The organism is Facklamia sp. P13069 (genome assembly GCF_050409405.1).
Classification (GTDB): Bacteria; Bacillota; Bacilli; order Lactobacillales; family Aerococcaceae; genus Facklamia.
Genome location: NZ_JBNUPN010000001.1, coordinates 115597 through 139978 on the forward strand (window position 1 = coordinate 115597; position 24382 = coordinate 139978).

Consider the following 24382-nt stretch of genomic DNA (forward strand, 5'->3'; position numbering starts at 1 on the left):
AGTGGTTTTCTTACATTTATAGCATTTAATAGCTTTTTTGATTATTCTGCTGGAATAATTGTAACAGGAATATCATCGATAGTACCATAATACCATTCGATTTCATCACCGTCTTCTAATTTTTGAGAAACAACACCCAGCTCGGCAAATTGCTTGTTAATTAAATACACCCAAGTGTTTGGAGCGTAGTCATTCTCTACACCATCAATAATATCAACAACACCTTCATCTTCATTGAAGTTGAATTCTAACTCTTCAATCGCAGACATAGCCTCTAGAACACTCACACCACCGATATTATTTACTTCATATTCAAGAGGGGCTCCCGATTCTTGGTTAATAATGATTGTTGCAGTACCTTCTAGTCCCTCAGCATCATTAGCAGCTGTTTCAACAGTAGTTTCTTCCATTGTGGTTTCTTCAGCAGCCATGGTAGTATCTGTTTTTTCTTCTTCATTAGTAGTAACCTCTTCGGTAGGGGCATTTTCTACCTTTGCTTTATCATTTCCAGGCAACATATCGCAAGCGCCTAAAAAAACGGTTAAGATAAGTGCTGTGGATATTTGTAGTATTTTTTTCATCAACTGACCTCCTCATTTTCTATTACTATAAAATTAGCAATAATCACCTCTAAAGTCAAATAATTCGATGTTTGCCGGAATCTTCGTTATACTTAATCTATCAGCAAGTGAATGGGGAAAAAAGATGATAAACTTTACAAGTCATAACTTAGAGGATACAAAAAGCCTGGCTAAAATATTAGCTAAAGTCATTCAACCAGGAAGTCTTATTTTGCTTTCAGGCCCATTGGGATCGGGGAAAACAGCTTTTACTCAGGCTTTTGGGCGTTCTTTAGGAATTGATAGAGCCATTAAAAGTCCGACTTATACCATAGTTAAAGAATATGAACTTCAGCAAGTAGCTGAGCGAGTGGTCCATATTGATGCATATCGCTTAGAAGAAGGTGGAGCGGATACTGTTGATTTTGATTTGTTTTTCGATCAACAGTCTATTTGTCTGGTTGAATGGCCACAATTTATTACAGATTATTTACCGAAAAGTCATATAGAGATAGCTTTCAAATTATTGGATCAAAACCAACGTCAAATAGAAATAAGTTTATCGCCACAAGCAGATAATAAGCATCAAATCATCTTTCAAAAGTTTAGAGATCATATAGAAAGGGGCGATTAAACAATGTCTTATCGAGAAAATCCAGACCAAGAAAAACAAGTCGAAATGGTCGAAGAAGAGATTCAACTGTCAATTCGTCAAGCCCAAGTCAAAGATGCTCGCGCCATTTTAGGATTAATGAGACATATCGGTAAAGATACCAATTATCTTACAACCGGACCTGAAGGATTATCTCTGGATGTTCAGCAAGAAAAAGAATTGATTCGAAACTACCTGTTGGCTAAAAAATCATTATTATTAATTATTGAAGTTGACGATCAAGTTATTGGAATCGGTAATTTAGCTAATTTCTCAAGTCACAAGCAAGACCATATCGCTGAAATAGGAGTATCGATTGTGAAAGAATATTGGGGCTATGGAATTGGCAAAATGATTGTGCAAGAATTAATTGATTTTGCCAAAAAAGTTGATTTAAAAATTTTAACTTTAGAAGTGGTCACTGAAAATCAACGGGCTGTCCGACTTTATAAATCGTTTGGATTTGATATCAAAGGAACTTTAAGTCAGCGTTTAAGACATGGTCATTTTTATTACGATGTCTATACTATGGAAAAAAATCTTGCGTAAATCGCTTACATAAAAGGATGCCACTTTACAAGTGACATCCTTTTAACTAGAATGGAATGACGATTATACTGAAGGGGAAAATAAAATGAATTTACTAGAAAAATTTCCTAACATCAAAATATTAAAAGATGAGCCTCTATCAAAATATACTTATACAAAAACAGGTGGTAAGGCAGATTATTTGGTCTTTCCTCATGATCGCTTTCAAGTGGAAACCATTGTGAACTATGTAAAAAATCAGCCGTTAGATTTAACGGTTTTAGGTAATGCTTCCAACTTAATAGTAAAAGATGGTGGCATTCGTGGCGTTGTCATCATGATGACTGAGATGAAGTCGATGCGACGCATCGATTCTAACATCCTTGAAGCGGAATCAGGGGCGTCATTGATTAAACTAACTCACTTAGCGCTCGAACATTCACTTACAGGCCTGGAGTTTGCTTGTGGTATACCAGGCTCGATCGGTGGGGCTGTTTATATGAATGCGGGGGCCTATGGCGGAGAAGTCAAAGATGTCATTGATGAAGTCGATGTAATCAGTCGTGATGGCTTAATTAAAACCTTTAAAAATCCAGACTGTCATTTTTCTTATCGCCATTCTGTTTTTCAAGAGCAAAATGATTTGATTTTATCTGTTCGTTTTAAATTGCAAGCTGGTGACTTTGCACATATAGAAGAAGAAATGGATCATCTAACACATTTACGCCAATCCAAGCAGCCTTTAGAATATCCTTCATGTGGATCTGTTTTCAAGAGACCTGAAGGTTATTATACAGGGAAGTTAATCCAAGATGCTGGTCTACAGGGCTATCGTATCGGTGGAGCTGAAGTGTCTAAGAAGCATGCAGGCTTTATTGTCAATGTGGATAATGCAACGGCAACAAACTATACTGACTTAATTGCTTTTATCCAAGCAACTATTTGGGAAAAGAACCAAGTACATCTAGAAACAGAAGTCCGTATTATTGGTGAGGATGTCGAATAATTTATTTATAGATTAGGAGTCACATGTGTACATGTGGCTTTTTTAATGTTTACAGATAGATTACTGAATATTAATGTTTGTCGATTTTTATTTTAAAATCTAACTTACAAAGCGTGAGTATAACATGATATAATCGGGCGGAAGGTTTCCTTCAAAAAATACAAAAGAGGGTGTCAAGCATGAGTGAAGCATTACTAAGTGTCGAGTTAAAGAACGTTTCAAAGCACTTTGATGATCAAATGGTATTAAAAAATATTAATATGGAGTTGGAACAAGGACAGTTTTATACTTTGCTTGGACCATCAGGATGCGGTAAAACAACAATTTTAAGAATTATCGCAGGCTTTACTCAAGCAAGTGAAGGGACAGTATCGATTGAAGGAAATGAAGTAACCAACATTCCTGCTAATAAACGTAAAGTTAATACCGTTTTTCAAGATTATGCACTTTTTCCACATATGAATGTTTTTGATAATATTGCCTTTGGTTTATCTGTCAAAAATGTTGACAAACAAATCATTAAAAACAAAGTTCAAGCTGCGCTTAAGCAGGTGCGGTTAGATGGTTATGAAGAACGAAATATTAATGAAATGTCAGGTGGTCAAAAACAAAGGGTAGCGATTGCACGCGCACTGGTCAATGAGCCGGACGTTCTACTTTTAGATGAGCCCTTATCAGCTTTAGACTTAAAATTAAGAACCGATATGCAGTATGAATTACGTGAATTACAACAGCGTCTAGGGATTACTTTCGTTTTTGTCACACATGATCAAGAAGAAGCTTTAGCTATGTCTGATTGGATTTTTGTTATGGATAAAGGAGAAATTGTGCAATCGGGTACGCCTTCAGATATTTATGATGAGCCGATTAATCGATACGTTGCTGACTTTATTGGAGAATCAAATATTATTGATGCAACCATGATGGCTGATTACCGGGTTAAATTTGTCGGTCATGAATTCGATTGTGAGGATGCAGGGATTCCTAAAGGCGAAGCAGTAGAGGTTGTGATTCGACCAGAAGATGTAAAAATCACTGCTCCTAATCAGGGTCAGATTAACGCAACAGTTGATACTATGCTCTTTAGAGGGATGTTCAATGAAATTATTGCCTATGATGATGAGCAAAACGAATGGATGATTCACACAACAGAGAAGGTTGATATTGGACAAAAAATCGGCTTGCAAATTGGTCCGGATGAAATTCATGTTATGAGATTTAATGAAACAGAGGAGGAATTTGACGCTCGTTTAGAGCAATATGAGGAGGGGGAAAATGAAGAAGACTAATATTCATTTGTTGGCTATCCCCTATTATTTATGGCTAGCCATCTTTGTGATTACTCCCTTACTAGTGCTTTTTCAACGGTCATTTATAGGCATTGATGGACAATTTACCCTAGCTAACTACCAGCATTTTTTCACTTCAATGGAATATATCCGAATGACTCTGTCTTCCTTTTGGTATGCCTTTCTTGTAACTTTATTCACTTTTTTATTAGCCTACCCACTAGCTTATATTCTTTCTAAAAGCAAAAATAAAGACTTGTGGTTGATGCTGATTATTTTACCAACATGGATTAATTTATTGCTTAAAACCTATGCCTTCATAGGCATCTTAGGTAATTCGGGTCCTTTAAATAATTTCTTTGAAGCGCTTGGTTTCGGTAGACAACAGTTGCTGTTTACTGATGTTTCCTTCCTTCTAGTAGCAGCTTATATTGAGTTGCCTTTTATGTTCTTGCCGATTTTCAACTCAATCAATGAGATTCAACCCAGTCTATTAGAAGCGGCCTATGACTTGGGAGCATCTAAGATGACCATCATTCGGCGTGTGATTTTTCCTTTATCACTGAGAGGAGTGCGCTCGGGTGTCCAAGCGGTCTTCATTCCTTCTCTTTCTCTTTTTATGCTTACCCGCTTAATTGGAGGAAACCGTGTAATCACTTTAGGTACGGCTGTTGAGCAGCATTTCTTAGTTACCCAGGATTGGGGGATGGGATCAACCATCGGTGTAGTTTTAATGTTGATTATGTTCATCATTCTATTTACTACTAGGGATCGTTCTAAGGCAGGAGGTGGTCAAGATGCATAAAACTAAAAAAAGAATGGGTTCTACCCTTTATATTGCGTTTGTCTTTTTATTAATGTACGCACCTTTGATTTATTTAATGTTTTATTCCTTTAATGCTGGTGGAGACATGACTAACTTTTCTGGTTTTACGCTAGAGCATTATCAAACCCTTTTTGAAGATAAACGTCTGATGACCTTCATCTTAAACACCTTTATTATCGCTCTTTTATCCGCTTTAATTGCAACCATCATTGGCACTCTAGGAGCGATAGCTATTTATTACTATCGTTCTAATCGTAGTCGTCAAGCTATTCTTAATCTAAATTCAGTCTTAATGGTTACACCCGATGTCATGATGGGAGCTAGCTTTCTCTTGATGTTTTCATTCTTATTAAAGTTTGAATTTGGCTTCACCACTGTTTTGTTATCACATATTGCATTTAATGTGCCGATAGTGGTTTTAATGGTCTTGCCAAGACTTTATGAAATGAATCCAGCCATGATTACGGCGGCTCAAGACTTGGGAGCCAACCAGAATCAGATTCTATCAAGAATTATTTTACCTTCCATTAAAAGTGGTGTTTTAGCCGGTTACTTCATGGCTTTCACCTATTCCTTAGATGATTTTGCTGTTACTTTCTTTATAACTGGGAATGGTTTCTCAACGTTATCAGTTGAGGTATATTCACGTGCTAGAACAGGGGTAAGCTTGGAAATTAATGCGCTCTCTACTTTAATGTTCTTGTTAGCTTTACTTTTAGTCTTTGGCTATTACACGCTCAGGGTCGGAGAACAGCGAAAAGCAGCACTTAAAATGCGTCAAGCTAGAGGAGGTTAGTAATGAAAGCATTAGTAAAAGTAATGATTGCCATTCTACTTGCAGTGGCTTTGATGTTTGTTGGGCGTTACTACCTACAATCTAGTCAAGGATTAACGGGCGAGAGTAATATTGTCAATTTTTATAATTGGGGCGATTATATTGATCCTGATTTAATCGATGAGTTTGAAGAAGAAACGGGTTATGTGGTAGTTTATGAAACCTTTGATTCTAATGAGGCCATGCTCACAAAAATTCAACAAGCTGGTACCAATTATGATTTAATTGGGCCGAGTGAATACATGGTAGAAACAATGATGGAAATGGATTTATTAGAAAAAATTGATCATAAACGCTTACCTAATCTCAAACATATTGATGAAGAATTTCTGGACCAGCCTTTTGATCGAGGCAATCAATATTCAGTGCCATATTTTTGGGGTACTTTAGGCATTCTTTATGATAGCAGTCAAATTGCGGAAGACGAAATTACCAGTTGGAATGACCTTTGGCGAGAAGAATATCGTAATAAGATTATGATAATTGATGGCGCCCGTGAAGTGATTGGGATTGGTCTGCAATCAGAAGGGCATTCACTTAATGAAACAGATAGTGAACTTATTGCTAAGGCCACTCAAAAGATGAAACAATTAATGCCTAATATCCTGGCTTTACTTGCAGATGAAATTAAAATGTATGCGACAATCGGAGAAGCCCCAATAGCCGTTACTTATTCAGGCGAAGCTGCCATGGCTATGTATGACAATGAAAATTTAGCCTATATGGTTCCGAAAGAAGGGTCTAACATTTGGTTTGATACCTTGGCCATTCCTAAAGGTGCAAAAAATCTCGAAGGTGCACACGCTTTAATGGATTTCTTGATGCGCCCAGATATAGCAGCTAGAAATGCTGAATATATTGGATACGCTACCCCTAATAAGGATGCCATTGATTTAATGGATCCAGAAGTAATTGCCGATCCGGCCTTTTATCCTCCGCAAGAAATTATTGATCATTTAGAAATTTATCGTAACCTTGGTCAAGAAAAATTGATCGAATATAATGATGAATATTTACGTATTAAATTAGAACCGCGTTAATTCTTTATTGAGAGTATAAATTTACATAAACTTAACAGTAAATAGGCTACAAAATTCATAATCAACGGTTAAACTTATTAAGGATTTATGATTGGAAGGGAGAGATCGTTTTGCAACTTGTTAATAAGCGGTTAACTATTAAAGATTATGAAGACCCATCAGCTTCTTTTATCATTGAACGCTTAGAGCTTCCAGCTACTATTAGTTATTTAGTGTTTGAATTCAATACCTATCTGGGGGATTATGCGATTGACTCATTAATGGCTTATGATTCACACTATAATTTAAGAATCGATATTCAAAATGTTTGTCAAGGTCGACGGATTATTCTAAGTCTTGATGAGTTAGAATCAAGCAGTGGAACACGTCCAGGCATTCTTCCATCAGGTGAGTGGATCTTAGTATTTAAATTGGCTGATCCCATACCCAAGTGCGAGTGGTTGTTCGAGTATTCCATTGAAGCCAAAGAGTTGAGTCAGCCATCACTTAAAAACATCTAACTGTTCTTAGCAATTAAGATGGTTTTAATCTTTAACAATAAACTTAAACACTAATTTATTTATGGGTGTTTAAGTTTATTTTTTTAAAAGGGCACCGTGGGATCGACTGTTTTATGAAAAAATTTTAATAATAGACAGTTTGATGTGAATTTGATATATAATAATAGGACAAGTGACTTGCAAATTTAATTAGCAAGTATTAAGAAATGAGGAATCTTTTTGGTTAGAAAAAATGTAATGACTGTTGTTGTTCCTTGTTATAATGAACAAAAGACAATCCAGCCGTTTATTGAGGCAATTTTAAAAGTTCAAAAAGATCTAAAAGAAGTTGAAATTGAATTACTATTAATAGATGATGGGTCAACCGATCAAACCCTAAATGCTATTAAAGAAGTGGTTCAGCAATATCCAGACAGCATTGAATACCTATCTTTTTCACGCAATTTTGGTAAAGAAGCAGGTCTTTATGCCGGCTTGAAACACGCCAAAGGTGAGTATGTTGCAATTATGGATGCGGATTTACAAGATCCACCGATGATGTTAGTAGATATGTATCGAATGATTCTAGATCCAAATGTCGATGTGGTAGCAACCAGAAGGACTTCTAGAGAAGGCGAACCAGTTGTTCGTTCTTTTTTTGCCCGCCTTTTTTACAAATTGAATAATTTAATTTCGCGCCTTGAGTTAGCAGAAGGTACGCGAGATTATCGTTTGATGAAGGCACAAGTCGTAGATGCCGTTGTATCTATGGGTGAGTATAATCGCTTTTCAAAAGGGATTTTCTCATGGGTTGGTTTTAAAGTGAAATATTTAGAATACCCTAATATTAAACGCATTGCTGGTCAATCCTCATGGTCATTTAGAAGTTTGTTCGATTATGCTATCGATGGCTTAATTTCTTTTTCGGACTTTCCATTAACAATTGCTAGTTTCTTAGGTCTTTTCAGTATTGGCACAGCTTTGGTTTGGGGTATCTACTTACTAGTGGCTTTTTTACTTTATCAAGTAAGCGCTTCTGCGATCAGTCTCTTGGCCTTATTAATATTATTTATGGGTGGCTTTCAATTTTTATGCTTAGGTATTATTGGCAAGTACATTTCTAAAATTTTTACCGAAGATAAACGACGACCTATATATTTGGTGAGAGAAGAGAAGCTTTTTGAAGAAGATGACTAGGATAATTATTTAAAAATGAGTCTGATAATATAAAAGAACAGCCTGCACATGCTTGTGTAGGCTGTTCTTGATTTGAGTGTGTAAATTGTTGGGGAATGGTGATAAGACCTATTCTTCATCTAACATTGGCTGACCTGGTCCGGGTTGGTGATTGGCAATATTGCTTGCCCATTCATAGTCCACCATAATAAATTGCCCGAGATAATCGTTTTTTAATTCTTTAGCAAACTTATCAAGAATGAAGTCTGTAAGCGATGGATGGTAATCAACCATAAGCTGCTCATCTTCTGTAAGATAAAGGAATTTATCTTGATTATCTTTGTGAATAAAGAAGCGGTTAAGTACTTTTCGATTCGGTTCTTGTTGAGCAAATAGGCCATCTGTTAATACTTTTACAACTTCCATTACCTGATCATTAAATCCTCGATCAAAAATCTGGATTTTTTCAATCAGTTGAGGGGCTGAAGTTACAACTCTTAAATGATAATCACTAATATCAATCCCTTCCTCAGCTGTCATTAAGCTAAGACCTTTTAATATTTTTTCGCGATTTTCTTTAAAATTAGGTGCTAAATATATCAAAAGCTTGAGTTTTGGATCATGATAGAGAATTTGAGTTTCTATTTGTCTTTTGGCCCCACATTGATCGCATTCAAAGGCTAGAAGCTGACCTTCTAATAGTTGTTGTTTTAATTCGGGGTGTTTTTGACTATTGATAGCAGTTTCGATGATATGTTCCTGCTTAGCTTGGCATACTGGACACTCTAAGTGGATTGTTTGTGGCATTCAATTGCCTCCTTTATCGGATTAATAATTCTAGTATATCAAAAATGAGGAAAGATGCGAAAGAATCATTAATATAATCTTGTAAGCGATTAACACATTGTCTTAAACTGTGCTATAATAGCTAAAGTAATAGGTATAGAGGGGGGAATATATGAAAAGTTTAATTATTTATGAATCACCTTATGGATCTACCTTAATTTATGCTAGAGCCCTCCAAAGAGTCTTTGACTTTCCGATGGTAGCTTTAAGTGAGGTTGATCGAACTACTTTGAACCACTATGATTTAATTATTGTAGGCACCTTTGTTTTCTCCGGAAGGATTTTTAAGTCGACTTTGATTAATCAGTTGATGAATCGCTACCGCGAACCGAGTTGGGTCTTATTCACTGTGGGCATTTCTACCCCAAATCTTACCAACTTTACGAAACTATTAAAAGAAACCTTTACAGCTAGAGTCTATCAACAATTAGCAACCTTTCATTATCGTGGTCGAATTGCCTCTAAGCGCTTTTCTTTAATGTACTTAGCTTCCAAAAGAATGAAGCGTCAACCAGGCACTAGCCTGGATGATGTGATTTTGGGCCCCGAGGAATGGCATTTGTTGGATTATCATGGAGGAACGGCTGAAAAAGAGGATTTAAAGCAAATAGCGAATATGGTAGAGTATATACGTGAAATTGTACAATACATTGGATAATGGAGGAATCGAATAAGATGGAAGAAGCAAAAAAACGAGTGGGCAAATATGCAGCCTCTTATGTTGAAGATGGTATGGTGGTCGGATTAGGGACTGGCTCAACGGCATATTGGTTTATTGAAGAGCTAGGACGCCGTTTCCAAGCAGGAGAACTCAATAATATTTTAACAGTCTCTACTTCTGATCGCTCTTCTGAACAGGCTTTAAAATTAGGCTTACCCTTAAAAGAAATTGAAGATGTCAATCGCATCGATCTGTTAGTAGATGGAGCGGACGAAACAACTCGTCAATTCGCCGGTATTAAAGGCGGTGGTGGTGCGCTTTTGCATGAAAAAATTATTGCTGAAAACAGTGATAAGATTATTTGGATTATGGATGAGAGTAAATTAGTTAACCAATTAGGGAAATTTCCTCTTCCAGTAGAAGTAGTTCGCTTTGGCTCATGGAAAGTTTATGATGCTTTTAAAAGCGCTGGGATGAAACCAAGCTTTAGAAGAATTGAAGATGACAGGCTTTTCATTACCGATTCCGGCAATTATATCATTGACCTCCATTTAGAAGAGATTCCTAATCCCCAAGTGTTGGCAGCCGAGATTAAGTCTAAGGTTGGAGTAGTTGAGCATGGCCTTTTCTTAAATTATGCCGATATCATTCTGGTTGCCCAAGCTGATGGAGAAATTATTAAAATCGAACGTAGTGGTGAAGTAAATTAGACAATATTAAGGATGATGAAGTATGAGAATGGTAGATTTAATCCATAAAAAACAAGAAAATCAAGCATTGACCCAAGCTGAAATCCAATATATTATTAACGGATTTACTAAGGGAGAAATTCCTGATTACCAAATGGCCGCCTTGAATATGGCAGTTTACTTTAATGGCATGAATGCTAAAGAAGTTAGTTATTTGACCATGGCTATGGTTGAATCAGGCGATCAGATCGATCTCTCTGCTATCAAAGGCATCAAAGTAGATAAACATTCGACCGGAGGTGTTGGAGATACAACCACTCTAGTCCTAGCTCCCTTAGTAGCTTCTTGTGGTGTTCCGGTGGCTAAGATGTCAGGGCGTGGTTTAGGCCATACGGGCGGTACGCTGGATAAACTTGAAACAATCAAGGGCTTTAATTTTGAAATCGCTGAAGCTGCCTTTATTGCTCAAGTAAACCAACACCAAGTGGCCGTGGTCGGACAAACTGGCGATTTAACCCCAGCTGATAAAAAGCTGTATGCTTTAAGAGATGTCACTTCTACTGTCCAGTCTATTCCTTTAATTGCTTCTTCCATTATGTCTAAGAAAATTGCTTCGGGTGCTGATGCAATTGTCCTAGATGTAAAAGTAGGCGATGGCGCCTTTATGAAGACAATCGAGATGGCCGAAGAGTTGGCCAACACCATGGTTGAAATAGGCAATCATTTAGGTCGTAAAACAGTAGCCATCTTATCTAATATGGATCAGCCATTAGGCTTTGCAATTGGTAATACCTTAGAGGTCAATGAAGCTGTGGAAACCTTAAAAGGTAAAGGTCCGCAAGATCTAACGGAGCTTTGTCTGAATCTTGGAGCACAAATGCTCTTGTCTGCTGAGAAAGTAAAAAGTTTGCCAGAAGGTATTGAAATGTTGCAAGCGCAGATTGACTCAGGAGCAGCCTTAGAAAAATTCCGTGAATTTATTGAGATTCAAGGAGGAGATGCTTCATTCATTGATAATCCGGAACAATTAGGTAAAGCCAAGTATCAAATTCCGTATTTAGCTAAAAAATCAGGTGTAGTTAGTCACTGGGTAGCCGATTTAGTGGGTGAAGCAGCGATGGTTTTAGGAGCGGGTCGTGCGGTTAAAGAAGATGAAATTGATCCAGTAGTAGGCATTGTCTTAAAAGCTAAGGTAGGAGATCCTGTTCAAGAAGGAGATCCACTCGCAATCATCCATTCCAATCGGGAAGATATTGATGACTGCTTGAAGCGACTAGACCAAGCTATTCAAATCGCTGATACAGCTAAAGAATTACCTCTAATTTATAAAACAATTGATTAAAATACGCAAGAAGAAGGAAGTTACTATGTCAAATAACAAAACGTTTAAGTATGTTCAAATCGGGATTTATGCTGCTTTAATCATCGCTGCGATTACCTTTATCCGTGTCCCGATGCCATCCGCCATCTCTAATTCTTTTGTTCATCCAGGGAATGCCTTGGTGATTTTAGCAGTTTTACTAATGGGGTTCAAACGTGGTACGGCTGCTGCTTTAATAGGGCTTTTCCTCTTTGATAGCTTGAATGGTTATTTCTATGTCGTTCATTTTACCCTTTTAGAAAACCTCTTGGTTTTGATTATGGTCTCATTCATATATAATAAATTCTTCCATAAAAAGGATAGTATGAGTCATATTGTGACATTAGGAATCGTAGGAGCATTAACTAAGATTGTATTAATCTTTGGTAAGCATATTATCAATCAAATGATCTTAGGAGCCACATCTTCTGCAGCAATTGCGATGGCGATTTCAGCCATGCCAGCCAGTCTTTTTACAGGACTTGTTACAGCAATTTTAGTGCCAGTTTTATATTTCCCTTTAAAGAAAATTTTCCAACGCTATCATACAATTGGTGAGTAAATTTACCACTTGGGGTTCAGTCTTTAAGGCTGAACCTTTTTAATTGGTAAAATTTAATGGCCCTCGACGCTTTAAGTCGAGGGCTTTACTAAATTGTCTTAAACTTTAGCTGGTTCAAGTGCAGGGCTGTTTGTATGGATGGTTTGATATCTCTCTTGCTTGAGGTTTTTAATCGAAATCATAAAGCAGAAGGATATAATATATAGACTGGCTAGGAAAAACATAACTGCACGCATCGCATAGTTTTCTAAAATCATTCCAATGATGAGAGAAGAGAAACCACCGATTGCACGACCAACATTTAAAATGATGTTATTAGCTACTGCTCTGACTTGAAGGGGGTATAAGCGCGTAACCATAGCGCCATAGCCGGCAAACATTCCATTAACAAAGAAGCCCATTAAAGCACCGCCAAGTAAAAGGCTTAAGGCAGAATGGACATAAGTAAAAGCGAAAACCGAGATAGCTGATAGGATGAGGAAAATGCCATAAACTAAACGTGGACCAAACATATCTAGAAAATAACCGAAGACTAACATACCGATCGACATTCCTACAATAGTAGTAATCATCCAAAGGTTAGAGTTACCCAGGCTGATCCCTAATTTACCTTGCATCATAGTTGGTAACCAGTTCATCATTCCAAAGTAACCAGCAATTTGAACAGAAGTCATCACCATTAAAGCAATGGTTTGATGGGCTAGAGCAGGTGTTTTGAAGAGGTCAGAGATTTTACCTGCTTGTTGACGGTCGACTTTCTGGCTACCACGATCAGTGATTTGATCTTCTTTAATCATAAAGTGCATGTAAGCCACTAAGATTAACGGCAGAACACCTAGAGCGAAAAGTCCTCTCCAACCAAAGACGGGTGCAATTAAGCTGGCTAAAACAGCGGATGTAATCGAACCGATTTGTCCCATGACACCATTCAGTGAGGAGATACGACCCATTTTGTTGCTTGGTACAATACCCGCCATGATTGCTAAGGCAACACCGTACTCACCACCAACTCCAATACCAGCTAAGAAGCGTAAAGCTAAAAGGCTATTGATGCTTTGACTAAAGAAGATAAGGGCTGTGGCTGCAGAAAAAATTGCGACGGTCCATTTTAATACTTTATATTTGTTATAGCGGTCTGCTAAGACCCCAAAGACAAGTCCCCCAAACAGCATTCCGAAGTTAGTAATGGTTCCAATCCAACCGGCTTGAGTAGAGGAAATATTCAAATCAGCAATAATAGAGGATAGGGAAAAGGCCAAAAACATCACATTGACATCATCTAAACCAGAGGCAATCATTGAAGTAATGAGGGCACGACGATCATAATTTATAGTTTTCATAACAACTCTCCTTAATAAAAGTTCACGGACTTTTTTAATTAATATTTTGACTTTAGTTAAAAGCTTGACTCCAAGCTTGAGGATCTTTGTACCAATTGGCTAAGCTTTGCTTATGACTTGCAAAATCAGGTTTTTGGGTAACCGTATCGATCAGAGTGGCATAATCACTCAAGGTGACTAGCGGGAAAGATTCTTTAGCAAAATTTTGACGACCGGCATCTAATAAGTAATTAAAGATAGCTAGGGCCCCAATCACTTGACCACCAGCATTTTGAACGGCGTGAGCCGCTTTAATGACGCTCCCACCGGTTGAAATCAAGTCTTCAATCATTAGGACTTTTTGTCCTGGATTTAAGTGGCCTTCAATTTGATTGTGCATGCCGTGTCCTTTAGGACTAGACCGCACATAAATCATTGGTAAGTTTAATTCTTGTGCCAAGAAAGCAGCGTGAGGAATACCAGCAGTAGCTGTACCCGCGATCACTTCGACCTGTGCAAAGTTTTCTTTAACGGCTGCTACCATAGCTTCAATTAAAAGCTGCCGGCTTTGCGGATGGCTAATAATTAGGCGGTTATCACAATAAATGGGTGATTTTAAACCGCTTGACCAGGTAAAAGGGGGATCTAAGCTGATTTTAACTGCTTCAATATCCAAGAGGATATTAGCAATCTTTTCTTTACTGCTGGTTTGATGAACGTTTTCCATGATGACCTCCTATTTTAATAATTTTTGTGCTTCAGCTATTTTTTCAACTATGTCCATGTAAGCCGCTTTTGGATTATCTGCCTGGGTAATTGGACGACCAATCACGAGATAATCACTGAGATTTTTAACAGCAGTTTGGACATCAGCGATACGGTGCTGGTCATCCGTACAATTTATCGTTTGTGGGCGTATTCCTGGTGTAACCGTTAGGAAGTTAGTATGAGTGACCTCTTTGATCGCCTTAGCTTCATGGGGTGAGCAAACTACACCGTCAAGGCCTGCTTGGTGACTTAATTTGGCATAGTGTAAGGTTGAAGTTTCTAAACCGGCAGTAATCAGTTGTTCTTCTTCCACTTGTTGGTTAGAAGTAGAAGTCAGTTGAGTGACTGCAATCAAAAGGGGTTCTTTTTGACCAGAAGGTGTCCCTTGTATCAGACCTTCTTTGGCTGCTTCCATCATTTTAAGTCCACCTGCCGCATGGACATTAACCATGGCTACACCCAATTGAGCGAGAATTCGCATGGATCTCATCACGGTGTTAGGGATGTCATGGAGTTTAAGGTCAAGAAAAACAGCATGACCCTGACTGGAAATGGTTTCTAAAAGTTGAGGGCCTCCCAAATAGAAAACTTCCATGCCTATTTTTATATTATGGGGACCTTGGGGTAAAAGCTTTAAAAAGTCTAAGATTTCTTGATCACTGGCAAAATCAAGCGCAATAATGGGTAGTTGAGGATTGAGTTCCATAAAGTCCACCTTTCTAATAAAAAACGCCTAACCACATATTCGGTTAGGCATAAAAGATATATCCATAAAAGCATGCCCAAAGGCATACTCAGGGTGTGGATCTTCTTTCATGCTTCTCTGAACATGTTTAAAGCGATCGTTTCAAATTGTTAAGAGTATAAAATGAATCAAAGGAATTGTCAATAGGAAAATAAACATTTAAAAAATTATGTGTTAAACGTAAATGATAATGTCTCAAGAGAACACAAATCAAAATGTCCCACTATCCACTATAATAAATGATGAAAAGGATAGGAGGGAAAATTTAGGTATTTAACAGAAAGAGAATGTTTAAGATTAATGGGATTTGATGATAAGGATATAGATATACTTGAAAAGACCCATCCAAGAAGAAAAAATGCACTTCAAGTATTTTATATAAACAAGCTGGTAATTCAATTGTGGTAGATGTATTGGAAGTCATAGTAAATGAGATAGTTAAACAAGAAAAAATAAAGCTAATGAACAATAAGACCTTCTTGTTTTTTTTGTTATATATTCAGTATAATTAAAAGTAGGAAAAGTAGGAGGGATCTAATGGATAATTTTATTGAAAATGCAAAGGTAATGGCTAAGGGACAGGTGACGATTCCAAAGGCAGTAAGGGATCTTATGGGAATTGCTCCTGGTGATCGAGTTAGCTTTCTAGTCAATCAAGGAAAGGTTCAAATAATAAACTCTAAGGATTATTTGTTAGCCTATGAAGAAAATATGATAAAAGAAGAAAGCAGAGGGGAAGAAGATGAGTCCTGATGAGATACTAGAACTAATTCATAAGGGAGAAACCATAAATGTTGAATTCAAGGAAGCTAAAAATGACTTGAATAAGGATGTCTTTAACTCTGTCTGTGCCTTTAATAACCGAGATGGTGGTTACATCATCTTAGGGGTAAAAGATAATCGAGAAATGATTGGTGTCAATCCAGGAAAAGTTGATAAGATCATCAAGGATTTTACGACTGCCATCAATAATCCTCAAAAAATAAATCCACCCCTTTATTTAGTTCCCAAAACAATGGATATCGATGGTAAGACCTTAATTTATATCAGAGTACCAAGAGGCTCTCAAGTATGTAGGCATAATGGGCGAATTTGGGACAGGTCACATGAAGGAGATATCAACATCACAGACCAGTCAGAACAGGTTTACAAACTCTATGCTAGAAAGCAAGGGTCTTATTTTGTAAATAAGGTCTATCCCAAGATAGGTTTAGAGCATTTAGATGAAGAAGTCATAAACAAGGCTAGGACAAAAGCCCTAAGTCGTAATCAAAACCACCTATGGGATACCATGGATAATGAAGAACTCTTAAGAAGCACCAATTTAATCTTGCTTGACCCTGAAAGTAACCAAGAGGGGATTACTTTGGCAGGAATCCTTTTATTCGGCAAGGATTCTACTATTATGTCTGTTTTACCTCAACATAAGACAGATGCCATCTTTCGAGTTGTAAATAAAGACCGTTATGATGATCGAGATGTGGTGATAACCAACCTCATTGATTCCTATGATCGACTTTTAGCCTTTGGGCAAAAACATCTAAATGATTTATTTGTTCTAGACGGGACTTTAAATGTTAATGCAAGAGATATGATTTTAAGGGAGATAATATCCAACACCCTAGCCCATAGGGATTATTCTAGTGGCTTTCCAGCCAAGATGATTATAGATGATGAAAAGATTTTAGTTGAAAATAGTAATCTAGCCCATGGTTTAGGTGTTTTGGATATAAAAAGATTTAAACCCTTTCCAAAAAACCCACCTATATCAAAAGTCTTTCGAGAAATTGGAATTGCTGATGAACTAGGCTCTGGTATGAGAAACACCTATAAATACGCAAAACTTTATTCAGGAGCCGAACCTGTTTTTGAAGAAGGAGATATTTTTAAAACCATCATTCCCCTAAAGGAAATTGCCACGAAAAAAGTGGGTGGGGGGACTGTCGTTCACGGTGTCGTTCACGATGTCGTTCACGATGTCGTTCAGTCCAAGGAAGATTTAATAGACTTTATTATAGATAAGATAAGAGCTAACAATAAGATAACAAGAAAAGAAATAGCTGAACAAGCTGGTGTAAGTGAAAAAACCATTGAAAGACGAATAAAAGAAATAGAAAACCTAAGATATATTGGAAGTGGTAATAATGGATATTGGGAATTAGATGAATAAAAACTATTAAGAAAACTCTAGAGTTGTCAAACATATGTTACACAAGGTGCTTCTAAAATGGGCATGCTTATGTCTTAGCGTCTAACAAAAATAAACATTAAAAAAATTAAGTCTTGAAAGTTTCGCTTTTTCGACTGCGTTGGGCAAGAGCGTTGATATCAAGCTGTCTGGCTGTAGCCCAATGGTAACTTTCGCCACTGAGGATTAAATCTGTTTTGCGCAAATCTTCAATTGATTGACACGATAGGAGGAGTAAGGTTCGTTTAAGGGCTGAGGCCCAATCACCTACCCAATCAACGGTCGCATCAACACCTAATTGGTCCACCGAATGCAGAAACTTGCCTGCAATCCCACAACTTTTAGCGCCCAAAGCTAAAGCTTTGACGATGTCTAAAAAGTCGCGGATACCACCCGAAGCTAAAATGTTGATTTGATCTTGAAAATTCAGCGATTCTAGCAAAGCTTCTACACTGGTTTGCCCCCAGTTGGTCAAGCTTGAAAAGTCTAGCTGGTCATTGCGCTGATTTTCAATCTGAACAAAGTTGGTGCCACCACGTCCACCTAGGTCCACCGTTTGGACCCCTAATTCCTTTAGTTCTTGAAGGGTTTCTTGACTCATACCAAAGCCAACTTCTTTAACAATAACAGGCAACCCTAGGTCATCAACGATTTTTTGAATGTTTTCTTTCCAGTTTGAAAAATCACGATCCCCCTCTGGCATTACAACCTCTTGAGCGGTATTTAAATGAATCTGTAAGGCATCGGCTTGAACTAAGTCGACGGCTCTTTTGGCATTTTCCAGATCATGATGGGCTCCCAGGTTGGCTAAGATAAAGCCTTGGGGATTCATTTGACGAATAATGGTAAAGGAATCAGCCACTTGAGGGTCTTTAAGGGCAGCTGAAATAGAGCCGACCGCCATGGTTAAACCAGTACTTGCAGCAACTTGGGCTAAATGCTGATTGTAACTTTTTGTTTTAGGACTGCCACCTGTCATAGCATTTATATAAAAAGGTAAAGAATGTTTTTTACCTGCCCATTGAGTGGATAAATCAATTTGATGGATATGAAGACGACCCAGTGAATGGTGGACAAAACGGACGTCATCAAAGGAATTATTTTTTCTAGTCTTTTGTTGGTCTAAAGCATAACGCAGGTGGTCATCTTTACGATTGGTCGATAAAGAAGAAGTCATTATCTATTCAATCCTTTCTGAGCTTGATTGTGGGGCCACTTGAAGATTTAGGGGCACAATTCCTTGAACTTTCCATTGCTTGAGAATGATCTCCTTGGTATTTATATCATAACCTAAGGCAATACCGCAATCTCCACCACCAGCCCCTGAACTCTTGCTAGCATAGCCATGTTGATTACCAATTTCAATCAGCTGATTTAAAGCAGCCGTTTCAATGGATAGGTTATAAGCCTTACCTAAGCCAAGTAGTAAGTTACGGTAATTACTGATGGCTTGTTGGATTAGGTCTGCTTGATTATTAATTAGTCCATCTTTTAATTGACGAACGACTGCAGGGGCTTGATCTATAAAGGCTTGGAAAGCTTGTGGCTGAGCAGATATTTGGTCTTTTAATTGTTTGACCAAATTGTCGGTAGAAGCCGTATGCTGAGTCCAGCCAATCAGGACTTGCAAGTCTTTAGAAACGGCTAAGTTTTCAATTATTAAATCTGGCCATTCTTGCTTTAATAAAGCCGTAATCGAAGGAGCGTTAGCGATCATTTCTTTTAAAAGCTTGCGATCAGGTGCCATATAATAGGTCCAACCACCAAAAGCGTTAGCAGCGATATCGCCAAAGCTACCAGAAGCTCCTAGACGCAGTTGACTGATAACGGCTAGGCGGTAGAGCCTCTCAGCTGAAAGCTTGATTTTGTGAAAGTTAAGTATAGCTTGGATGGTACCGACTGTTACGGCACCGCTAGAGCCTAGACCGTATTTTTTACCCGAGTCACTTAATAGTTGTGATCGAATGTGTAAATGAAAGTTTCGACTATTAAAGTTCGATTCTTGTAAGAAGGTGTGGGTCACCTTAGCTGCTTCTATCACGTAACGCCACTGGTCCAGTTGATCTTCTTCTAGGGAATAGTCTTCTGCAACTCTCAAGTGCGAATCATCTGTTTCTAAGCAAAGGGGCGCATAGCCTCCTTGATGGTTTTCAATCAGCCAGCCTTTCTTAGTCCTTTGACGGATTGTCAGCTCAAGGTACTGGTCGACCGCAATCAAGATAGCTGCTTGCTTAGGCGCCAAAACAGCGTATTCACCAGCAATATAGAGTTTGCCAGGGATTTTTATGGTTTGAGTTTGTGATGATTGAAGGCAATGCCTAGGATTCATGACGATCCTCCTAATGATTAATAAGCGGAATTGAGAAGGGTTGAGGTCCGGGGCGAGAGACAATAATTGTTTGCGGGTGAAAGTCTTGCCTCAACTTTTCTTGAATGGCAGGAATTTGACTGTAGGGACAGATGATTTTAACATTCGGTCCCGCATCCATGGTAAAGTAGGCAGTTAAGCCAGTCTTTCTCAGTTGGCGAACGGCTTCCATGGCCTTTAAGGATTCCGCTTGAAAGTAGCTAAAGCTTGGATTAGCTGCCAACATGGTTGCGTGCATCTTCATGGCATTATGTTCAGCGATTTGACCGATTTTTTGAATATCTCTAGCCTTAATGGCTGCCTTAATTAATGCTAAATCTTTAGCTACTTCCTCTGCCCATAAAGCGTAGAAAGGGGAAGTTTCAATGGTGTGTTGCATGGCTTGACGGCTGGAAAACTTTTTAGCCTTATGATTGACTACTAAAGCAATCATGCCAATGTCCCAATCGGCATCATCAAAAGCACGAGCAAAACTCGATTGAGAGTCCTCACCTTGTCCTTTTTCCCATTCCACAAAGCCGCCAAATAAAGAGCGAGAGGCAGAGCCTGAACCAAAGCGGGCCATGATTGAAAGTTCTTCTTGAGATAGATTGAGATTTAAGGCCTCATTACAGGCACAGGCTAAAGCAGCAAAGGCTGAGGCCGATGAAGCTAGACCCGCTGCAGTGGGGACGTGGTTGTAACTAATTACTCGTGCTTTTAAATCCGTGTTCTTGATTTGACGAAACGGGTCTAAAAAGCGCGAAATCTTTTGCCGCTCTTGGATAGATTGAGTTTGATCATTTAGGATAAATTGATCCTCGTCATAACTCTTAGAAAAATGCACTTGTGTTTGCGTATAAAAAGCCTCTAGCGTTAAAGAAAGGCTAGAGGTAACTGGCAACATCAAGTCTTGATTGCGTTTGCCCCAATACTTGATTAAAGCAATATTAGTATGGGCTTGAAAATTAGCAATAAAATCTTTAGTCATGATGTGACTCCTTTGCTTGTTCTGCTTTTGAAAGGTTAAGTAGCCATGTTTTTTCTGCACCGGCTTGTTCCATCGATTCAGCAATCATTTGGGCATGAGTTTGATCTTTAGCCAAGGCAATCACGCAACCGCCCATGCCACCACCGGTTAATTTAGCTCCTAAAGCGCCAGCTAACCAAGCGGCATTGACGATGTGGTCAAGGGAAGGGTTGGAAACACCTAATTGGTTGAGATAATAGTGGTTGTAAGTCATTAAACGCCCTAGTTCAAGTGGATCTTTTTTACGAATCGCTAGGAAGGCTTGACGAACAAAAAACCCAATCGTTTCCATAGCGCCATTAACAAAGCTAGCCTTACTTTGTCTTAGTTGGGCAACGTGATTGACAGCTAATTTGGTCTGGCCAACTTGACCGGAATCAGCCACTACTAAATAAGCTTCTAAGTCCAAATCAAAATCACGAGCTTGCTGACTCTTACAGTATATAATAGATCGATTGGAAGAAGTTACTAGGGTATCTATCCCCGATGTTGATTGATGGGCAATCACTTCTGCTTCATTTGTAATCATGCGTAAGTGATAATCCTTGATGGTCTTACCATAATAGTCACAAACTGCTCGAATTAAAGCCACAGAAACAGCTGCTGAAGATCCCATACCACGCTCTTGTGGTATTTCAGATAGAATTTCAATATGAAGTGGTCTTTTGGGTAGTTGTTTGGAGTCTAAGGTTAGTTTTAAAGCCATCTTTAAATTATTTAAATGATCCGGTGCTTGTTCAAAAGCTCCCTTATAATAAGGACAGTCAATGGTTGAATAAGCGTAAGCAGAAGGTGTCACTTGGACTTTTACCTGACAGGGTTTGAAAGGAATGGCAATGGCCGGATAGTCATAAACCACGGCATGTTCACCCATTAAAATAATTTTAGAATGAGCAAATCCAAGGCCCAGCTTATTTTTTTTGCTTGAAGTTGATTTCAAAGAATAATGAGGTTTACCGAATGAATGGTTCATGAACTAGCTCCTTTCTGTAAAAGATATATATTAATGGTAGCGCTTATGCTAAAATAAGAGCCAAATTAACCATTAAAAAATACTGTTTCATTGGAGTATTTTAACACATATTACAAGAAGTTTGTATTAATTCATTATGAGACTTCAGTAGGAGGAAGATATGTATTTTGCAATGAATGATTATTATGCCACCTATAATCGTAAAGAATGGCAAGCTTTCCAATCGGAAAATTTAGAGATTTTACCGATTGATGAGCTGGCTAGTTTAGTGTCGCTCCAAGACCGTTTGACGCAAACAGATGTTAGAGAAATTTATGGTCCGTTATTACATTATATTGAAGCAGATTTTCAACATACCATGAAATACAATATGGCTAAACAGGAATTTTTTGCCATGGGGGAAGTGGACCCATTTGCATACCGCAAGGTGCCTTTCATCATTGGAATTTCAGGTTCAGTAGCTGTTGGCAAATCAACGACGGCTCGTTTGCTCCATCAATTGCTAAGTGAGACCTTCCCTAAACGGAAAGTGGAGTTAATCACTACCGATGGTTTTCTCTATCCAAATGAGGTTCTAGAACAAAGAGGGATGCTACACCGTAAAGGTTTTCCAGAGTCCTATGATATGTCCTTACTCTTAGAATTTATGACTCATATTAAGACGCAGACTTCTCCTTTCTCAGTACCGACCTATTCCCATCTATGTTATGACATTGTCAAAGGTCAGTATCAAATCATCAATAATCCGGACATTTTAATTGTGGAAGGGATTAATGTTTTGCAACTTCCTTCCAATCAACAAATCTATGTCAGTGATTTCTTTGATTTTTCGATCTATATGGATGCTGAACAAGAACTAATCCATAAGTGGTTTGTTGAGCGATTCTTGGTTCACTTACAAATGGCGAAAACAGATTCTTCTAATTATTATCATAAAATGAGTAATATGAGTCGAGAAGAAGCCATCGCTTATGCAGATAATGTTTGGTTTACCATCAACTTGCCTAACTTAATCCAATATATTAAGCCAACTCGTTCACGAGCGGATGTGGTCTTGCATAAGTCGGTTAATCACTATATTGACCATATTCACGTTAAAAAATACTAAAACTTATCTTTTGGCTGAATAGATTTAAAAGGCGAACAAAAAGGATAAATTCCGAATAAAAACTTGTAAAAACATACTTTCATTCGCTGAAGCATGATAGAATAAACGCAAGAGATAAAATTTAGGAGGAATACAATGGTAGAAGTAAGAAGACCTGAAGCTATGGAACGTATTTCAAGCCCAGAGATGGCTGAGAAATTTATTGAAGAACAAATTTCCTTAATCAGAGAACAAGTAGGCGACAAGAAAGTTCTATTAGCATTATCGGGAGGCGTGGATTCCTCTGTAGTAGCTGCATTATTAATTAAAGCCATTGGCAAACAATTAATTTGTGTCCATGTCAATCATGGCTTATTGCGTAAAGGCGAGCCAGAACAAGTGGTTGAAGTCTTTAAAAACCAAATGGATGCCAACTTAATTTATTCAGATAGTGTGGAGCGCTTCTTAACGAAATTAGAAGGCGTAACTGATCCTGAAGAAAAACGGATGATTATCGGTAATGAATTTATCGAAGTTTTTGCTGAAGAAGCGCGCAAGTTAGAAGGCGTAGACTTCTTAGCTCAAGGAACTATCTGGCCCGATATTTTAGAAAGTGAAGACGGCATCAAAGCTCACCACAATGCGGGGGGTTTACCAGAAGACATGAACTTTGAATTAGTAGAACCTGTGCGGATTCTCTTCAAGGATGAAGTGCGTATAGTTGGTGAAACTTTGGGACTCCCTCATGAGATGGTCTACCGTCAACCCTTCCCAGGACCAGGTTTAGGCGTTCGTTGTTTGGGCGAAATTACTCGTGACCGTTTAGAAGCAGTCAGAGAATCAGATGCAATTTTACGCGAAGAATTTGCTAAGAACGGTCTGGCTGAAAAAGTATGGCAGTATTTTACCGTGGTACCTGATTTTAAATCAACTGGTATCAAAGACGGTAAGCGTACTTACGATTGGCCAGTCATTGTGCGTGCTGTCAATACCAAAGATGCAATGACAGCAACCGTCGAAAACATTCCATTCGATCTTATGCAACAGATTGTTGATCGCATTACCCACGAAGTGCCAGGTGTGAGTCGTGTACTTTATGACTTCACACCAAAACCGACAGGAACGATTGAGTGGGAATAGGTCCCGAGATTTTGTAACCCTTGATTTTACTAACTACTCTAAGGGTACGAGTGGTTCATGATACTGTTTTGATGCTATAAATAGTGGCTAACCACTGGGAATAAAGAATAATAGAAGAAAATAAAAGACTAGTTAAAGAACAAACCCCTGATTGAGGTAAGAGGCGAGTTAGTAACTAGTCTTTTGATTTTGGCTCTATGTCAAATAGGGTTATGCTATCTAAGGAGATTAAGCAATTAACGGTTGCTTGGTCTCCTTTTCTTTTCTTCCTGACAC

At 38.2% G+C, this 24382-nt stretch carries 25 protein-coding genes and 2 pseudogenes; 18 read left to right on the top strand and 9 right to left on the bottom strand.

All coding sequences use genetic code 11. The features are described 5' to 3' along the window. Positions 1 to 41: 41 nt before the first annotated feature. Entirely contained in the window at positions 42 to 581 is a 540-nt protein-coding gene (locus tag ACQV2T_RS00605) for a DUF4430 domain-containing protein (RefSeq protein WP_428873308.1), read from the bottom strand. A 124-nt stretch (positions 582 to 705) separates the two neighbouring features. Here ACQV2T_RS00605 and tsaE point away from each other — a divergent pair, with 124 nt between their 5' ends. The 9 genes from tsaE to ACQV2T_RS00650 all read left to right on the top strand — a co-directional run bounded on the left by tsaE (position 706) and on the right by ACQV2T_RS00650 (position 8412). Further along, positions 706 to 1194: a tRNA (adenosine(37)-N6)-threonylcarbamoyltransferase complex ATPase subunit type 1 TsaE gene (tsaE, locus tag ACQV2T_RS00610; protein ID WP_428873309.1), complete on the top strand. Its 489-nt coding sequence runs from the start codon at positions 706 to 708 to the stop codon at positions 1192 to 1194. Positions 1195 to 1197: 3 nt separating this feature from the next. Further along, complete coding sequence (locus tag ACQV2T_RS00615) at positions 1198 to 1761, top strand: N-acetyltransferase family protein (protein WP_428873310.1); 564 nt, start codon at positions 1198 to 1200, stop codon at positions 1759 to 1761. An 85-nt stretch (positions 1762 to 1846) separates the two neighbouring features. Further along, positions 1847 to 2746, top strand: a complete 900-nt coding sequence (murB, locus tag ACQV2T_RS00620; RefSeq protein ID WP_428873312.1) for a UDP-N-acetylmuramate dehydrogenase — start codon at positions 1847 to 1849, stop codon at positions 2744 to 2746. A gap of 179 nt (positions 2747 to 2925) precedes the next feature. After that, positions 2926 to 4035, top strand: a complete 1110-nt coding sequence (locus ACQV2T_RS00625) for an ABC transporter ATP-binding protein (RefSeq protein ID WP_428893100.1) — start codon at positions 2926 to 2928, stop codon at positions 4033 to 4035. Then, positions 4022 to 4840, top strand: a complete 819-nt coding sequence (locus ACQV2T_RS00630; RefSeq protein WP_428873315.1) for an ABC transporter permease — start codon at positions 4022 to 4024, stop codon at positions 4838 to 4840. Before ACQV2T_RS00625 ends, ACQV2T_RS00630 begins: the two co-directional genes overlap by 14 nt. After that, entirely contained in the window at positions 4833 to 5657 is an 825-nt protein-coding gene (locus ACQV2T_RS00635; protein WP_428873316.1) for an ABC transporter permease, read from the top strand. The genes ACQV2T_RS00630 and ACQV2T_RS00635 overlap by 8 nt, the downstream gene beginning before the upstream one ends. Positions 5658 to 5659: 2 nt before the next feature. Further along, a complete protein-coding gene (locus tag ACQV2T_RS00640) occupies positions 5660 to 6736 on the top strand; it encodes an ABC transporter substrate-binding protein (protein WP_428893101.1) in 1077 nt (358 codons plus the stop codon). 110 nt (positions 6737 to 6846) lie between these two features. Further along, positions 6847 to 7236 (top strand): hypothetical protein, encoded by a 390-nt coding sequence (locus tag ACQV2T_RS00645; protein WP_428873318.1) that lies wholly within the window; start codon positions 6847 to 6849, stop codon positions 7234 to 7236. Positions 7237 to 7455: 219 nt separating this feature from the next. Beyond that, a complete protein-coding gene (locus ACQV2T_RS00650) occupies positions 7456 to 8412 on the top strand; it encodes a glycosyltransferase family 2 protein (protein ID WP_428873320.1) in 957 nt (318 codons plus the stop codon). Between the two features lie 108 nt (positions 8413 to 8520). Here the strand turns inward: ACQV2T_RS00650 and ACQV2T_RS00655 are convergent, their stop codons facing one another. Next, positions 8521 to 9198, bottom strand: coding sequence for a CpXC domain-containing protein (locus ACQV2T_RS00655; RefSeq protein ID WP_428873321.1), 678 nt, complete (start codon positions 9196 to 9198; stop codon positions 8521 to 8523). 151 nt (positions 9199 to 9349) lie between these two features. On the opposite strand from ACQV2T_RS00655, the gene ACQV2T_RS00660 reads away from it, so the two are divergent. The 4 genes from ACQV2T_RS00660 to ACQV2T_RS00675 are packed head-to-tail and all read left to right on the top strand — an operon-like array spanning position 9350 to position 12509. After that, positions 9350 to 9895, top strand: coding sequence for a flavodoxin domain-containing protein (locus ACQV2T_RS00660; RefSeq protein ID WP_428873323.1), 546 nt, complete (start codon positions 9350 to 9352; stop codon positions 9893 to 9895). A gap of 17 nt (positions 9896 to 9912) precedes the next feature. Continuing rightward, entirely contained in the window at positions 9913 to 10608 is a 696-nt protein-coding gene (gene rpiA, locus ACQV2T_RS00665) for a ribose-5-phosphate isomerase RpiA (protein WP_428875107.1), read from the top strand. 22 nt (positions 10609 to 10630) lie between these two features. Then, complete coding sequence (locus ACQV2T_RS00670; RefSeq protein WP_428875108.1) at positions 10631 to 11929, top strand: pyrimidine-nucleoside phosphorylase; 1299 nt, start codon at positions 10631 to 10633, stop codon at positions 11927 to 11929. 25 nt (positions 11930 to 11954) lie between these two features. Then, positions 11955 to 12509 carry an ECF transporter S component gene (locus ACQV2T_RS00675; RefSeq protein ID WP_428875110.1) on the top strand — a complete coding sequence of 185 codons (555 nt, stop codon included), beginning with the start codon at positions 11955 to 11957 and terminating at the stop codon, positions 12507 to 12509. 98 nt (positions 12510 to 12607) lie between these two features. Here the strand turns inward: ACQV2T_RS00675 and ACQV2T_RS00680 are convergent, their stop codons facing one another. The 3 genes from ACQV2T_RS00680 to pyrF are packed head-to-tail and all read right to left on the bottom strand — an operon-like array spanning position 12608 to position 15302. Then, positions 12608 to 13849, bottom strand: a complete 1242-nt coding sequence (locus ACQV2T_RS00680) for an MFS transporter (RefSeq protein WP_428876584.1) — start codon at positions 13847 to 13849, stop codon at positions 12608 to 12610. Positions 13850 to 13901: 52 nt separating this feature from the next. Continuing rightward, complete coding sequence (gene pyrE / locus ACQV2T_RS00685) at positions 13902 to 14555, bottom strand: orotate phosphoribosyltransferase (protein ID WP_428873329.1); 654 nt, start codon at positions 14553 to 14555, stop codon at positions 13902 to 13904. A 9-nt stretch (positions 14556 to 14564) separates the two neighbouring features. Beyond that, a complete protein-coding gene (gene pyrF, locus ACQV2T_RS00690; RefSeq protein WP_428876586.1) occupies positions 14565 to 15302 on the bottom strand; it encodes an orotidine-5'-phosphate decarboxylase in 738 nt (245 codons plus the stop codon). 297 nt (positions 15303 to 15599) lie between these two features. Between pyrF and ACQV2T_RS00695 the strand changes: the two are divergent. From ACQV2T_RS00695 to ACQV2T_RS00705, 3 genes and pseudogenes are all read left to right on the top strand, one after another. Beyond that, positions 15600 to 15853, top strand: a pseudogene (locus tag ACQV2T_RS00695) (DNA cytosine methyltransferase); the annotation flags it as partial. A 25-nt stretch (positions 15854 to 15878) separates the two neighbouring features. Continuing rightward, the gene (locus ACQV2T_RS00700; protein WP_428873331.1) at positions 15879 to 16094 is read left to right on the top strand and encodes an AbrB/MazE/SpoVT family DNA-binding domain-containing protein; all 216 of its coding nucleotides are present in this window, start codon (positions 15879 to 15881) and stop codon (positions 16092 to 16094) included. After that, on the top strand, positions 16084 to 17511 hold the full coding sequence (locus ACQV2T_RS00705) for an RNA-binding domain-containing protein (protein WP_428882146.1): 1428 nt from the start codon (positions 16084 to 16086) through the stop codon (positions 17509 to 17511). Before ACQV2T_RS00700 ends, ACQV2T_RS00705 begins: the two co-directional genes overlap by 11 nt. 106 nt (positions 17512 to 17617) lie before the next feature. On the opposite strand, the gene fni is transcribed toward ACQV2T_RS00705, so the two are convergent. The 4 genes from fni to mvk are packed head-to-tail and all read right to left on the bottom strand — an operon-like array spanning position 17618 to position 21879. Further along, entirely contained in the window at positions 17618 to 18706 is a 1089-nt protein-coding gene (fni, locus tag ACQV2T_RS00710) for a type 2 isopentenyl-diphosphate Delta-isomerase (RefSeq protein WP_428882144.1), read from the bottom strand. Between the two features lie 3 nt (positions 18707 to 18709). Then, positions 18710 to 19858 carry a phosphomevalonate kinase gene (locus ACQV2T_RS00715; RefSeq protein ID WP_428882142.1) on the bottom strand — a complete coding sequence of 383 codons (1149 nt, stop codon included), beginning with the start codon at positions 19856 to 19858 and terminating at the stop codon, positions 18710 to 18712. Between the two features lie 10 nt (positions 19859 to 19868). Continuing rightward, on the bottom strand, positions 19869 to 20867 hold the full coding sequence (mvaD, locus tag ACQV2T_RS00720) for a diphosphomevalonate decarboxylase (protein WP_428876170.1): 999 nt from the start codon (positions 20865 to 20867) through the stop codon (positions 19869 to 19871). After that, positions 20860 to 21879, bottom strand: a complete 1020-nt coding sequence (gene mvk / locus ACQV2T_RS00725) for a mevalonate kinase (RefSeq protein ID WP_428873337.1) — start codon at positions 21877 to 21879, stop codon at positions 20860 to 20862. The genes mvaD and mvk overlap by 8 nt, the downstream gene beginning before the upstream one ends. 160 nt (positions 21880 to 22039) lie before the next feature. Between mvk and coaA the strand changes: the two genes are divergently transcribed. Together coaA and guaA are read left to right on the top strand one after the other, a co-directional pair. After that, a complete protein-coding gene (gene coaA / locus ACQV2T_RS00730; protein WP_428893102.1) occupies positions 22040 to 22987 on the top strand; it encodes a type I pantothenate kinase in 948 nt (315 codons plus the stop codon). A gap of 192 nt (positions 22988 to 23179) precedes the next feature. Beyond that, positions 23180 to 24106, top strand: a pseudogene (guaA, locus tag ACQV2T_RS00735) (glutamine-hydrolyzing GMP synthase); the annotation flags it as partial. Positions 24107 to 24382: the final 276 nt, after the last annotated feature.

Coding starts and splice junctions, on each gene's coding strand:
- ACQV2T_RS00660 (WP_428873323.1), top strand. CDS start 9,350: ATGAAAAGTTTAATTATTTATGAATCACCTTATGGATCTACCTTAATT.
- ACQV2T_RS00655 (WP_428873321.1), bottom strand. CDS start 9,198: ATGCCACAAACAATCCACTTAGAGTGTCCAGTATGCCAAGCTAAGCAG.
- fni (WP_428882144.1), bottom strand. CDS start 18,706: ATGACTTCTTCTTTATCGACCAATCGTAAAGATGACCACCTGCGTTAT.
- coaA (WP_428893102.1), top strand. CDS start 22,040: ATGTATTTTGCAATGAATGATTATTATGCCACCTATAATCGTAAAGAA.
- ACQV2T_RS00615 (WP_428873310.1), top strand. CDS start 1,198: ATGTCTTATCGAGAAAATCCAGACCAAGAAAAACAAGTCGAAATGGTC.
- pyrF (WP_428876586.1), bottom strand. CDS start 15,302: ATGGAACTCAATCCTCAACTACCCATTATTGCGCTTGATTTTGCCAGT.
- ACQV2T_RS00630 (WP_428873315.1), top strand. CDS start 4,022: ATGAAGAAGACTAATATTCATTTGTTGGCTATCCCCTATTATTTATGG.
- ACQV2T_RS00605 (WP_428873308.1), bottom strand. CDS start 581: ATGAAAAAAATACTACAAATATCCACAGCACTTATCTTAACCGTTTTT.
- ACQV2T_RS00625 (WP_428893100.1), top strand. CDS start 2,926: ATGAGTGAAGCATTACTAAGTGTCGAGTTAAAGAACGTTTCAAAGCAC.
- ACQV2T_RS00680 (WP_428876584.1), bottom strand. CDS start 13,849: ATGAAAACTATAAATTATGATCGTCGTGCCCTCATTACTTCAATGATT.
- ACQV2T_RS00635 (WP_428873316.1), top strand. CDS start 4,833: ATGCATAAAACTAAAAAAAGAATGGGTTCTACCCTTTATATTGCGTTT.
- mvaD (WP_428876170.1), bottom strand. CDS start 20,867: ATGACTAAAGATTTTATTGCTAATTTTCAAGCCCATACTAATATTGCT.
- ACQV2T_RS00675 (WP_428875110.1), top strand. CDS start 11,955: ATGTCAAATAACAAAACGTTTAAGTATGTTCAAATCGGGATTTATGCT.
- pyrE (WP_428873329.1), bottom strand. CDS start 14,555: ATGGAAAACGTTCATCAAACCAGCAGTAAAGAAAAGATTGCTAATATC.
- ACQV2T_RS00670 (WP_428875108.1), top strand. CDS start 10,631: ATGAGAATGGTAGATTTAATCCATAAAAAACAAGAAAATCAAGCATTG.
- tsaE (WP_428873309.1), top strand. CDS start 706: ATGATAAACTTTACAAGTCATAACTTAGAGGATACAAAAAGCCTGGCT.
- ACQV2T_RS00715 (WP_428882142.1), bottom strand. CDS start 19,858: ATGAATCCTAGGCATTGCCTTCAATCATCACAAACTCAAACCATAAAA.
- murB (WP_428873312.1), top strand. CDS start 1,847: ATGAATTTACTAGAAAAATTTCCTAACATCAAAATATTAAAAGATGAG.
- ACQV2T_RS00640 (WP_428893101.1), top strand. CDS start 5,660: ATGAAAGCATTAGTAAAAGTAATGATTGCCATTCTACTTGCAGTGGCT.
- ACQV2T_RS00705 (WP_428882146.1), top strand. CDS start 16,084: ATGAGTCCTGATGAGATACTAGAACTAATTCATAAGGGAGAAACCATA.
- mvk (WP_428873337.1), bottom strand. CDS start 21,879: ATGAACCATTCATTCGGTAAACCTCATTATTCTTTGAAATCAACTTCA.
- rpiA (WP_428875107.1), top strand. CDS start 9,913: ATGGAAGAAGCAAAAAAACGAGTGGGCAAATATGCAGCCTCTTATGTT.
- ACQV2T_RS00700 (WP_428873331.1), top strand. CDS start 15,879: ATGGATAATTTTATTGAAAATGCAAAGGTAATGGCTAAGGGACAGGTG.